Below are 12,068 nucleotides of genomic sequence, written 5' to 3' on the forward strand. Positions count from 1 at the left end.
CCTTGCCGGTTATCGTGGAAGAGGTTCACCGACCGGAGTACGGCCCTAAGAGCAAGCGCAGGGGGAGACCACCGTGGCGCTGAAGCACGAGCCGACCGCGCCGTACCACTCGGCCCAGGACGCCCTGCGCGTGCTGGAGACCGTGGCGCGGCACACCACCGGAGTCACCGACACCGAACTGGCGCGCCACACCGGCCTCGGCCCGGAGCGACTGACCGCGCTGCTGCGCATGCTGCGCCGCGAGGGCTACGTCGAACAGGTCACCGACGGGGCGTACGTCACGGGGGACGCCCTGGCCCGCCTCGGTTCGGCCCACCACCGCGAGGAGGCCCTGCGCGAGCAGCTCCAGCGCACCCTGGACCGGCTGCGCGACTCGGTGGGCGCGGCCGTCTACCTCAGCCGGTACGTCGAGGGCGAGGTGAAGGTCACGCAGTACGCCGACAGCCCGGCGACCCCCAAGGTCAACGAGTGGGTCGACTTCCGCTACTCGGCCCACGCCACCGCGGTCGGCAAGAGCCTGCTCACCCAGCTCGACCACAACGGCCGCCGCGACCACCTCTCCCGCCACAAGATGGCCCGGCTCACCTCGCGCACCATCACCAGCGACAGGCTGCTGCTCTCCCGGCTGGAGGCGCAGCCGCCCACCGTGCCCGTCCTGGACCTCCAGGAGTACGCGGTCGGCACGGTCTGCGCGGCCGTCCCGATCACGGCCGGCTCCACCGTGGGCTGCCTGGCCCTGTCGCTGCCCGTGGAGCACGCGCACCGGCTGCGCCAGGCCGCGGAGACGCTGAACCGGAGCGCCGCGCCGGTCCTGCTCTCCCTCGCCCTGTAGGACGTGGTCAAAAGCACCCCCGGGGACCGGGTACTATTTTCTTCGTCGCCGACCGCGAGCCAGTGATGCGAGCGGTCGACGGGAGTCATGCGCCGCTAGCTCAGTTGGTTAGAGCAGCTGACTCTTAATCAGCGGGTCCGGGGTTCGAGTCCCTGGCGGCGCACTGTTGAGGGGCCTTTCGTGGGAGCGGGAGGCCCCTCAGACGTTTCCCGGGCACGTCCGGTCAGAAACCGGCGGCCTGCGAGGAGGCGAAGACCTCGGTGGACGCGACGACGAAGCCGACACAGAACACGACCACCACCCCGAGGAACGCCAGGATGCCGACGGTGGCCGCCGCGTGCTTCACCCGGCTCGGGGCGTGGGCCGTGGCCACGACATCCCGGCCGTCGCTGTAGTACACGGTCACGTAGTCGCCCTCGACGACCGTCGCCGGACCGTCCTCCTCCTCGAACCGGATCACCCGGCCGTCAGGGGTGAGGAACTCGTAGACGTGGTGCAGGGTGGTGCGCACCGACGTGTCATGACCGCCGCCGTGGGTGGTCGTGAAGGCCCGCAGGCAGCGCCCCTCCGCCGTCAGCCCGCTGTTCCAGGCGCCGCGCACCTGCAGCCAGCGGCGCACCACGCGGTACGCCATGAAGATCGCCACGGCCATGATCAGGCCCGGTGCGGCATAGAAGACGACGTCCATCGCCCCTCCCCCGAGGTCGGTCCGCCGGCCCGATCGGCCGGCGTGGGAGGAACCTACCCACGCCGGCCGCGGCGGTGACTCAAGAGAACCTCAGAGAACCCCGGGGGCCTCAGAAGGTGACGTCCGAGCAGGCGTAGAACGCGTTGCCCGTGTCGGCGATCGTCCACACCGCGAGGATGACGTGGTGCCCGCTCAGCCCGGACGGCAGCCTGCCGCTGTGGGAGAGCGTGGCCGGCGGGCGCTGGCCGTTGTACGGCACCGTCAGGAACGGGGTGAGGTTGAGGTCGGAGCGGGCCAGGTTGTGGTTCTGGTTCCAGCCCGGCTTGGTGACGTAGTACTTGAAGTCCGTCGTGGCGTGCATCGCCGTGAACTGCCAGCGGAAGGTGTACGACTGTCCGCCGGTCACCTTCGTGGTCGGCCAGGCGCCGCCCGAGGGCGTGCGCGGGCTGTCGAGCTGGGCGAACCGCGTGTTGTTGCCGGAGCAGATCTGCCCGTCGGCCGGCCCGGAGGCGGGGAAGCCCTTGGGGCCCTCGACGCTCTGCGGCTCCCACTGGATGGCGCCGCAGTTGGTCACCGTGCCGTTCTGGCAGAGCTTCTGCCTGCTGATGGGGAGGTCGGTGTAGCCGTGGCCGCTCGCGCCTCCGGCGGACAGGACGAGTGCCCCTGCCGTGGTGAGCCCGAGCGCGGCGGCGTACCACTTGGTCTTTTTGCGCATGCTGCCGCTCCTGGAGAACGTGGGGGAAGTTCAGTGAGCCGTGCAGAGTAGGTCTAGACCAAGTGTCAGATTATTGCGGCAGGGTGAACATGTCCATACCAATCACGCGCCCTGCTCGCCCCGGCCCGCGCAGAACGCCACCGTCAAGTCCTTGACCAGCGCCTTGCGTTCGTAGTCGTCGAGTTCGACCAGCCCCCGCGTGGTCAGCCGCGTCACCGTGTCCTCCACCGAGTCCACGACGTAGCTGAGCACGCTCGCCCGGTGCTGCGCGTCGAGTGCCGCGATACGGCGGCGGTGCATGGCGGCGGCGACCTCCGGGGCGTACTCAACGCGCACCGGGTGCACCGCGAACACCTCCAGCCCCACCTGCGCCGCCTCCGCCGCCACCAGCCGGGTCAGCGCCTCTCCCGCCGCGTCCACGGACCCCGGCGTCCCGCCCGGCATCTCCACCGGCACCCGGAGCAGCGCCGCCTCGACGCACTCGCGCAGATACGTCTCGTGGTCCTCGACCCCGAGCGTGGCCCGCGCGGTGTCCCGCACCCGCCACACCACCAGGACGACCACCCGCAGCGCGACCCCGCTCGCGTCGGTCGCCGGCATCGGCTCACTGCGCCAGTGCCGCAGCCGCACGTCGACCCGGCGGCGCAGCAGCAGCGGGTTGACCCACAGCAGACCGGTGCGCCGCACGGTCCCCCGGTAACCGCCGAACAGGCCGAGCACCCAGGCCCGCCCGGTCCGCCCCCGGGCCAGCCCGCCGAACCCGAACAGTCCGAGCGTCCCGGCCGCCGCGTACGCCGCCCACTGCGCGGGACCGAGCCCGGTCCCCGCGGACGCCGGCAGCCCCAGCGCCTCCACCGCGAGCGGCGGCAGCACGCCCGCCCACCAGGACGCGGCCACACACCCCGCCGCCCCGCACGCCCCGGCCAGCACCCCCGCCCCGCCGGGCAGCACCCGGGCCGGCCGCTCCACCAGGTCGGGATCGACCCGCGGCCCGGGACGCGGGCGCGCCGGGGCCGGGCGGCGCAGGCGGGGCTGCTCCCCGGTGCCCTGCCGACGGCCCACCACGGCGGGCTTCAGCGGCACCGGCGACGGGTCGGGCTCGTCGCGGAACAGCAGGTGGACGGGGATCTCGGTGGTCGCCTCGTTCTGGATGAGCCGGGCCGACCGGCCGGAACCGTCGGCCGTCCCCTCGGATTCGGGCGTCTGTGACGTGGTCGTGCTCATGGGTGCCTCCAGCCTCCGCGCCAGATGCGTGAGAGAAGTCGCTTGCCGGCCGGTCAGCGGCGCCTGCGGACGCTCACGAGAACAGCCGCCGCCAGGTCTCCGGCCCCGGATAGCCGTCCGCCGCGCCGCCGCGCCAGCCCTGGGCACGCTGGAACGCCTCGACGTTGCGCCGGTCCGCCTCCCCCCAGCGCGGCCCCGGCCCGGACGTGTAGTGGGTGCCGAACCCCTTCTTCACCAGCTGCCTCCCCAGCTGGGTGACGTACGCGTTGTTCGCGCCGGGCCGGAACATCGCGCGGCCGGGGAACCCGGGCACCCCGTGCGCGGAGGCCGCCCCGGCCGTGACGTCCCTGCCCTGGCCCGTCACCAGCAGCTCCCAGGTCAGCGGCCCGGGCAGCCCGTCCGCCGCCGTGCCCGTCCAGCCCTGGGCCCGCTGGAAGGCCCGGGTCGCCCGCCGGTCCGCGTCGGTCCAGCGCGGGCCCGGCCCCGAGCCGTAGAACCGCCCGGCTCCGCGCGCGACGAGCATGCGGCCGAGCTGGGTGACGTACCTGTTGTGCGCGCCGGGGCCGAAATACGCCGCTCCCGGGTAGGGCGCCGGAGCCGGTGCGGGCGGCTGGGCCGTGTGCGACTGCGCGCCCGCCGTACGCGCGGTGACGCCCTTGTAGCGGTAGGGGACGTAGCCCGCGGAGTGGTTCCAGTAGGCGTACGGGGTGGCCATCCGGCGGGTGTGCGGGCGGGTCTGCTCGTAGGCGACGTAGTAGGTGTGCGTGAAGTCCGTCCAGCCGCCGAAAATGACGACGTGCGAGCCGTTGTGGGGGTCGGTCCGATTGTGGAACAGCAGAATGTCTCCGGGCTGGAGTTCCTCCTTGGTAATGCGGTCCGCGTACTGGTGGAGGCTGCCCGTCCATTCGTTTCCGGTCAGGTTCCACGCCATGGATACATAACCCGAGCAGTCCTGCCGATAACCGTCGGACCAGTACGCGTACAGGTTGTACGGCACCTTCGCGGCGACCCATGCCTTCGCTCGGTTGATGATCTCCGCGCGGGTCGTCGTGGGCACCTTCACGGTCCCGGACGGCTTGGCCGGCCGCCCCCCGGGACCGTGCAGCGGGGCCGCCCCGCCCTGGGGTGTCTCAGGCTCCTCACCTGCGGGAAAGGCCGGTCGGTAGGGTGCGTGCGCGGCCGCCGGGGCGGGTGCTGCGTGGCCCGCGCCCAGCGCGGCGGAGGCCGCGGCCGCCACGACGAGGGCCCGGCGGGCGGCCGGGTGCCCGGTGGTGCGACCGGCCGGGGAGTACGGCAGGACGCGCCGCCAGTGGAGACAGCCGGGGCAGTCGCAGTCGCTCGCGGGATCGAATTCCTCGAATACCGGAGCCGCCATGCGATTCCCCTCACACTTCCGGTGGAATAGTCCGTCCCTGTCCACGACGGTCAGTTTCTCAACTGACTTCGGGGCGCGCATGTTGACGGTCCGAATGATGTACGGGGCCTGCCCGGCCCGCTCCGGGCCCCGGGCCGGCGGTCGGGAGCACCCCGGGAGCTCATGTAGAGTTACGACGTCAGCGGGCGCCGCTAGCTCAGTTGGTTAGAGCAGCTGACTCTTAATCAGCGGGTCCGGGGTTCGAGTCCCTGGCGGCGCACAGACCACAAGGCCCTTCGCCACCGGCGGGGGGCCTTGCGCGTGCCCGGGCGAGGGCCCGGGACCGGGTCTCCCGTATGGCCGGAACCAGAACCCTCCCCGGTGTGGCCGGATACCCTCTCGCCATGGCAGCGCGTGACCTCCGGGAGCAGATCAAAAAGCTCATCGTCGACCGGCGACTGCCCTCCGGAGCCCCGCTGCCGACCGAGCCCGAGCTGATGGAGCACCTCGGCCCCGATGACCGAGGGCGTGGCGTTCCGCACGGTCGCCGGGCACTACCGGGGCGAGGCCTGCCCGCTCCAGCCGCCGGAACTGCGGGCGGCCGGGGAGAGCGGACTCGTCTCGCGGCTCGCGGGCCGGATCCGAGGCCGGCCCCGTTGAACTGGACGCGCTCGTGGCACGTAGGAAAGAGCGGGCCGCGCGGGGAGGTGCCGGCCTCGCCGAGACCGACCGGGCGTTTCACGCCACCCTCTGCCGGGGCTGGACGACGTGCTGCCGAGCGAGGTCCTGGAGGCGCCCCGGGGCGCGTTCCACCGGGTCCGCACGGACCTCATGGGCGTACCGCGGGACCGGAGGATCACCTGCCGGCGGCACCGGGAGATCCTCGACGAGGTAAGGTCCGGCGACGCGATGCGGGCGAAGGAGGCCATACGGGAGCACTTCGGGAACATGCGGGCGCGCCTGTCCACACCGGCTCCACAGGGCCCTCACAGGCGCCACAATGAGCGCGTATGACCGGTAAACACCGCGTTTCGCATCTTGCGATCATGACGAACACCGTAGAACCCTGGTTTTTCAACAATCCGCATATTCGCGGTAGTTGGGGGGCAAGGAGCCGGTTGCCCGTGTTGCGGGGTGAGGGGCCCCGTTCATCGCGGGATGCCGAGGGGGGCATCATGCAACCGGAAGGTCGCGGTGCCGTGTCTATAAGGTGTGGATGACGTGGTGACCGCAACCCACCACTGATACGCCTGTGAAGGTCGAGGGGGACCTGGAGCAGGCGGTAGGAAGCGACCAGACACGCGGTGGACCCGCGTGTGGGGGGATGACTCATGACGTCGACGCCGACGGGCGCCCGGCAGGACCACGACCCGTCCCAGACCACCCAGTTGAGGGTGCCTGCTCACCGGAACTGGAACACGGGCGCGTTCCGCCGGATCAAGAAAACGCTGCCGAGATACGACTACGAGCACTACAGCCGGCTCGCGGGTCCCCTCACCCAGCCCGATCCGAACAAGCCGTACCGGGTGCGGTACCGCTCGCTGATCTCACAGGAGCCGCACCGCATCCGGATCGCGTTGATGCTGGCCGCGGCCCCGGTGCTGTCGCTGGTGCTGCTGGTCTGGCTGCTGCAGCCCTCGCACTGGACCGAGCGCGACTACCCGGCCTTCGACTGGCTGCCGGCGCTCGACGTGGTGATGCTCGTCTCGATCGGCCTGATCGAGTTCTTCCGCTGCATGAACGTGCTGTCCAACGCGCACGCCACGCTGGTCGCCCGCGACCCCATCCCGGTGGTGCCCGAGACCGGCACGAGGGTGGCCTTCCTCACCTCCTTCGTGCCCGGCAAGGAGCCGCTGGAGATGGTGACGAAGACCCTGGAGGCGGCCGTCAAGATCCGCCACCGGGGCCTGATGCACGTCTGGCTGCTGGACGAGGGCGACGACCCCGAGGTGAAGGCGGTCTGCGAGCGCCTGGGCGTGCACCACTTCTCCCGCAAGGGCGTCGCCAAGTGGAACCAGCCCACGGGCCCGCACCGCGCCAAGACCAAGCACGGCAACTACAACGCCTGGCTGGAGGCGCACGGCGACGACTACGACTTCTTCGCCTCGGTCGACACCGACCACGTGCCGCTGCCCAACTACCTGGAGCGGATGCTCGGGTTCTTCCGCGACCCGGACGTCGGCTTCGTCATCGGCCCGCAGGTGTACGGCAACTACGACAACTTCGTCACCAAGGCCGCGGAGTCCCAGCAGTTCCTCTTCCACGCGCTGATCCAGCGCGCCGGCAACAAGTACGGCGCGCCGATGTTCGTGGGCACCTCCAACGCCGTGCGCATCAAGGCGCTGAAGCAGATCGGCGGCCTGTACGACTCGATCACCGAGGACATGGCCACCGGCTTCGAGATCCACCGCCACACGAACCCGGCCACGGGCCGCAAGTGGCGTTCCGTCTACACGCCGGACGTGCTCGCCGTCGGTGAGGGCCCCAGCGCCTGGACGGACTTCTTCACCCAGCAGATGCGCTGGTCGCGAGGGACGTACGAGACGATCCTCAAGCAGTACTGGAAGGGCTGGTACTCGCTGCCGCCGAGCAAGCTCTTCAACTACACCATGATGATCATCTTCTACCCGATGTCGGCCCTCAACTGGATCCTGGCGGCGCTGAGCTGTGCGCTGTTCCTGGGCCTGGGCGCCTCGGGTGTGAACATCGACCCGGCGGTGTGGCTGATGCTCTACGGCAACGCCTCCGCCCTGCAGATCGGCCTGTACGTCTGGAACCGCCGCCACAACGTCTCGCCGCACGAGCCGGAGGGCTCCGGCGGTGTGGCCGGCATGGTGATGTCCGCGCTGTCGGCGCCGCTGTACGCCAAGGCGCTGATCGACTCCGTGCTGCGCCGCAAGAGCAAGTTCGTAGTCACCCCGAAGGGCGATTCGGCCAGCCCCGACCGCTGGTTCGGCACCTTCCGGTACCACTGGTACTTCATCCTGATCTTCGGCGGGTCGATCGCCGCCGGCTACGTCTTCGGGCACTCCCACCCGGCGATGGTCATCTGGGCCTCGTTCGCCATGCTGATCACCGCGTTCCCGATCTTCGCCTGGCGCCATGAGCTGCGGCAGGCGAAGAAGAAGCCCGGCGCCCACGCCGCGGGAGCGCAGCCCGCGGAGCAGCCGCGGGAGGCCGCGGCGCCCCACCGGGCGCAGCCACTGCCCCTGCCTCACCAGCAGCAGCACGCGCCGCACAGCCCGCAGCAGAAGCCCAGTTGGGCCGCCTCCTCCCACGGAGGCAGCGAAGGGGGCAACGACCAGACCATGCAGATCGCCCTTGGTGGACTTGGGGGACGTAAGGAATGAACGACCGTGCAGGCCGCCGCCGCGCCCGTCGACTCGCGATAGGCACGGCGGTGGTACTCGCGCTGGCCGGGATGAACGGGCCGTGGCTGTACCGCTTCGGGACCGAGAAATACCACCAGTACAAGATCAACCAGCCGGAGTACAAGGCCGCGAACGGCAAGTGGGAGATCATCGAGTTCCCCGAGGAGTACCGGCAGAACACGATCCACGCGGCGCTGCTGCGCACCGGCAAGGTGCTGCTCGTCGCGGGGTCGGGCAACAACCAGGACAACTTCGACGCGAAGCGGTACGACACCCGTGTCTGGGACCCGGTCAAGGGCACCATCAAGAAGGTGCCCACGCCGAGCGACCTGTTCTGCACGGGCCACACCCAGCTCGCCAACGGCAACCTGCTGATCGCGGGCGGCACCAAGCGGTACGAGAAGCTCAAGGGTGACGTGAAGAAGGCCGGTGGCCTGATGATCGTCCACAACGAGAACCCGGACAAGCCGATCACGCTGCCCGCCGGCACGAAGTTCACCGGCAAGGAGAACGGCAAGACCTTCGTCTCGAAGGACCCGGTCCTCGTCCCGCGCGCCAAGAAGAAGTTCGACCCGCGGACCGGCGCGTTCCTGGGCAACGACCCCGGCCTCGGCCGTATCTACGTCGAGGCCGCCAAGGAGGGTGCCAGGTACGAGACCGGCACCCAGGACAACTACCGCGTGGGCGGCCTGACGGGCGCCGACGCCCGCAACACCTACGGCATCGCGCAGAAGCTCGCCCTGGACAAGAAGGACTTCCAGGGCATCCGGGACGCCTACGAGTTCGACCCGGTCGCCGAGAAGTACATCAAGGTCGACCCGATGAACGAGGCCCGCTGGTACCCGACGCTCACCATGCTGAGCGACGGGCGGATCCTCAGCGTCTCCGGCCTCGACGACATCGGGCAGCTGGTCCCGGGCAAGAACGAGATCTTCGACCCCAAGACCAAGAAGTGGACGTACACGGAGAAGGTCCGCCAGTTCCCGACGTACCCGGCGCTGTTCCTGATGCAGAACGGCAGGATCTTCTACTCGGGTTCGAACGCGGGCTACGGACCGGACGACGTCGGCCGCGAGCCGGGCGTCTGGGACGTGGACACCAACAAGTTCACCAAGGTCCCGGGGCTCAGCGACGCGAAGCTGATGGAGACGTCCAACACGGTGCTGCTGCCGCCGGCGCAGGACGAGAAGTACATGGTGATCGGCGGCGGCGGGGTCGGCGAGTCCAAGCTGTCCAGCAAGAAGACGCGGATCGTCGACCTGAAGGCCGACAGTCCGAGGTTCGTGGACGGTCCGTCGCTGGAGAAGGGCACGCGCTACCCGCAGGCCTCGATCCTGCCCGACGACAGCGTGCTGGTCTCCGGCGGCTCGGAGGACTACCGGGGCCGCGGCGACTCCAACATCCTTCAGGCCCGGCTGTACGACACGGAGAGGAACACCTTCGAGCGGGTCGCCGACCCGCTGGTGGGCCGCAACTACCACTCGGGCTCGATCCTGCTGCCCGACGGGCGCGTGATGTTCTTCGGCTCGGACTCGCTGTTCGCCGACAAGGCCAACACCAAGCCGGGCAAGTTCGAGCAGCGCATCGAGATCTACACGCCGCCGTACCTGTACCAGGACAGTGCGCGGCCGGCGCTGTCGGGCGGTCCGCAGACCATCGCCCGTGGGGCGACGGGGACGTTCACCTCGGCGCAGGCCTCGTCGGTGAAGAAGGTCCGGCTGATCCGGCCGAGCGCGTCCACGCACGTGACGGACGTCGACCAGCGGTCGATCGCGCTGGACTTCACGGCGGACGGGGACAAGCTGACGGTGTCCGTGCCGAAGAACCGGAATCTGGTGCAGCCCGGCTGGTACATGCTGTTCGCGACGGATGGACAGGGTGTGCCCAGCAAGGCGCAGTGGGTGAAGGTGCCTTAGCGCTCCCGCGGGGACCGGTCCTCGGGTGCCTCAGCGCTCCCGCGGGGTCGGTCCTCGGGGGCGGGGCGCCGCGGCCGGCCGCGCCCACGCGGCGGGCCGCGCATGGACGCGGCCCCGCGCCCTCAGGAGTGTGAGGCCTTGGCCAGTTGCAGGGCGTAGGACTCCCACCACTGCCCGGCCTTGGGGCCTCCCTTGCACTCGCCGTCCGACTCCCCTGGGCGCTTCACCCACAGATAGGCGTCGACCAGCGGGTCCGCCGTCCTGACCGTCGGTGTCTCGCCCAGGGCTCGGCCGGGCGGGTTGCACCAGCGCTCGTTCGGGTCGCCCTCCGTGTACGGCCCGTTGCCGTTGCGGCTGGTGTCGATGACGAAGTGCTTGCCGCCGACCTTCGCGGACAGCTCCTTGCCGTACGCGAGGGAGTCCTCGGTGCTGTAGAAGTTGGAGACGTTGACCGAGAAGCCGTCGGCCTGGTCGATGCCCGCCCACTTCAGCGGCTCGAAGATCTGGTCGGGCTTGCCCCAGCCGGCGTTGCCCGCGTCCAGGTACACCTTCGTGTTCTTCAGGGACTTGAGCTTGGTGATGGCGCCCTTGAGGAGGTCGTACCGCTCCTCGTGGAACTGCTCGGGCGTGCAGCTGTCCACCAGGTGCAGCACGGCGTCCGGTTCCAGGACGACGGTCGCGGAGCGGTCGCCGATGCCCTTGGCCACGCCGTCGACGAAGGCGCGGTAGGCGTCGCCGTCGGCGGCGCCGCCCTGCGAGTACTGGCCGCAGTCGCGGTGCGGGATGTTGTAGAGGACCAGCAGGGCCGTGCGGTCGGCCTGTTCGGCCGCCTCGGTGAAGCCGCGTGCCTGTGCCTCGGGGTCCTCGGGGCTGATCCACTCGGCGACCGGCTGCTCGGCGATCTTGCGGATCTGCTGGGCCTCCGGCTTCTTGCCGGCCTTCTCCAGCGCCGCGACCTGCCGGGCCGCCGTGCTGTCCGGGTTGACCCAGAACGGGGCGACGTCCTTGGGCCGCTGGGTGATCCCGGCGCCCGCTCCGGGGCTTTCCCCACTGCTCGGATCGTCCGTGCCGTCGGAGTCCGAACATCCCGTGACCAGTAGTGCCGCCCCCAGCACCACCGCGGACGCCCGCCTCACGGCGAACGCACCGACCCCCCTGCTGCCGTACATCCAACTCCCCCTCGGTGCAGCTTTCCAAGGCTCAATCCTGACATACGTCCCGCGACGCACGCAGGCTGGCGTGTGCCGCCCGACCTGTGTGCGTCGCAGAACCGGAGCTGCGGCTTCCGAGGGGGGTGACTAGGCGCGGGTTCCCGTCAGGTATGCCGAGACGACCACGTTCGCCGTGTAGCTCTTGGTGGTCCGGTCGAAGGTGCCGCCGCAGGTGATCAGCCGCAGCTCCGCCCGCCCCGACCGGCGTGGCCCGTAGGCCTGGTGGGCGTCGAAGCGGTCGCGGGTGAGGACCTGGACGTCGTCGACGGTGAACTCGGCGACCTTGGCGTCGTCGCGGAAGACCCGGATCTTCTGCCCGGGCCGCATGGCGCTGATCTTGTAGAAGACGGCGGGCCGGGTCTCGGTGTCCACGTGTCCCACCATCAGCGCGGTGCCTGCCGCGCCCGGTTTCACTCCGCCCGCGTACCAGCCGACGACGCCGGGCTGGTCGAAGGGCGGCGGATCGAGCGCGCCGGCGGCGTCCAGGCCCCGGGCCACGACCGGAGCCTGGATGCCGAGGCCGGGGATGTCGAGGCGCTGCGGCAGCGCGTCCCCCAGCGGGCGGTGCGCGGGCGGCAGTTCGACGTCCGGCGGCCGTCCGACCGCCGCCATGTCGCCGGTGGTCGGCTCGGCCATGCCCGAGGGCACGTCGGTCATCTCACGCCCCCACAGCCACAGGCCGAGCAGCAGCACCGCCCAGGCCATGCCGGTCACCAGGCGTCCGGTGCCGGTCGAGCGTTCCTCGTGGTCGGACATC

The 12,068-nt window shown here is 70.5% G+C and carries 9 protein-coding genes, 2 tRNA genes and 1 pseudogene; 6 read left to right on the plus strand and 6 right to left on the minus strand.

All coding sequences use genetic code 11. The features are described from left to right. Positions 1–73: 73 nt before the first annotated feature. Together ACFPZJ_RS03245 and ACFPZJ_RS03250 are read left to right on the plus strand one after the other, a co-directional pair. Positions 74–832 (plus strand): IclR family transcriptional regulator, encoded by a 759-nt coding sequence (locus ACFPZJ_RS03245; protein ID WP_381016835.1) that lies wholly within the window; start codon positions 74–76, stop codon positions 830–832. A gap of 89 nt (positions 833–921) precedes the next feature. Continuing rightward, positions 922–995 (plus strand) — tRNA-Lys (locus ACFPZJ_RS03250). A gap of 60 nt (positions 996–1,055) precedes the next feature. On the opposite strand, the gene ACFPZJ_RS03255 is transcribed toward ACFPZJ_RS03250, so the two are convergent. The 4 genes from ACFPZJ_RS03255 to ACFPZJ_RS03270 all read right to left on the minus strand — a co-directional run bounded on the left by ACFPZJ_RS03255 (position 1,056) and on the right by ACFPZJ_RS03270 (position 4,834). Continuing rightward, positions 1,056–1,520 carry a hypothetical protein gene (locus ACFPZJ_RS03255; RefSeq protein WP_381016838.1) on the minus strand — a complete coding sequence of 155 codons (465 nt, stop codon included), beginning with the start codon at positions 1,518–1,520 and terminating at the stop codon, positions 1,056–1,058. 109 nt (positions 1,521–1,629) lie between these two features. After that, on the minus strand, positions 1,630–2,235 hold the full coding sequence (locus ACFPZJ_RS03260; protein ID WP_381016840.1) for a lytic polysaccharide monooxygenase auxiliary activity family 9 protein: 606 nt from the start codon (positions 2,233–2,235) through the stop codon (positions 1,630–1,632). Positions 2,236–2,337: 102 nt separating this feature from the next. Further along, positions 2,338–3,459 carry an SPFH domain-containing protein gene (locus ACFPZJ_RS03265; protein WP_381016843.1) on the minus strand — a complete coding sequence of 374 codons (1,122 nt, stop codon included), beginning with the start codon at positions 3,457–3,459 and terminating at the stop codon, positions 2,338–2,340. Positions 3,460–3,532: 73 nt separating this feature from the next. Continuing rightward, positions 3,533–4,834 (minus strand): peptidoglycan-binding protein, encoded by a 1,302-nt coding sequence (locus ACFPZJ_RS03270; RefSeq protein WP_381016845.1) that lies wholly within the window; start codon positions 4,832–4,834, stop codon positions 3,533–3,535. A 185-nt stretch (positions 4,835–5,019) separates the two neighbouring features. On the opposite strand from ACFPZJ_RS03270, the gene ACFPZJ_RS03275 reads away from it, so the two are divergent. The 4 genes and pseudogenes from ACFPZJ_RS03275 to glxA all read left to right on the plus strand — a co-directional run bounded on the left by ACFPZJ_RS03275 (position 5,020) and on the right by glxA (position 10,100). Then, positions 5,020–5,093 (plus strand) — tRNA-Lys (locus ACFPZJ_RS03275). Positions 5,094–5,217: 124 nt separating this feature from the next. Next, positions 5,218–5,827 (plus strand): annotated as a pseudogene (locus ACFPZJ_RS03280) (FadR/GntR family transcriptional regulator). Positions 5,828–6,144: 317 nt separating this feature from the next. Beyond that, the gene (locus tag ACFPZJ_RS03285) at positions 6,145–8,163 is read left to right on the plus strand and encodes a glycosyltransferase family 2 protein (RefSeq protein WP_381016847.1); all 2,019 of its coding nucleotides are present in this window, start codon (positions 6,145–6,147) and stop codon (positions 8,161–8,163) included. Then, on the plus strand, positions 8,160–10,100 hold the full coding sequence (gene glxA / locus ACFPZJ_RS03290) for a radical copper oxidase GlxA (protein WP_381016850.1): 1,941 nt from the start codon (positions 8,160–8,162) through the stop codon (positions 10,098–10,100). Before ACFPZJ_RS03285 ends, glxA begins: the two co-directional genes overlap by 4 nt. A 122-nt stretch (positions 10,101–10,222) precedes the next feature. On the opposite strand, the gene ACFPZJ_RS03295 is transcribed toward glxA, so the two are convergent. Together ACFPZJ_RS03295 and ACFPZJ_RS03300 are read right to left on the minus strand one after the other, a co-directional pair. Continuing rightward, a complete protein-coding gene (locus ACFPZJ_RS03295) occupies positions 10,223–11,269 on the minus strand; it encodes a glycoside hydrolase family 6 protein (RefSeq protein WP_381016853.1) in 1,047 nt (348 codons plus the stop codon). A 129-nt stretch (positions 11,270–11,398) separates the two neighbouring features. After that, positions 11,399–12,067 carry a class F sortase gene (locus ACFPZJ_RS03300; RefSeq protein WP_381016856.1) on the minus strand — a complete coding sequence of 223 codons (669 nt, stop codon included), beginning with the start codon at positions 12,065–12,067 and terminating at the stop codon, positions 11,399–11,401. Position 12,068: the final 1 nt, after the last annotated feature.

It is taken from the genome of Streptomyces bullii, from assembly GCF_042657145.1.
Taxonomy (GTDB): domain Bacteria; phylum Actinomycetota; class Actinomycetes; order Streptomycetales; family Streptomycetaceae; genus Streptomyces; species Streptomyces bullii.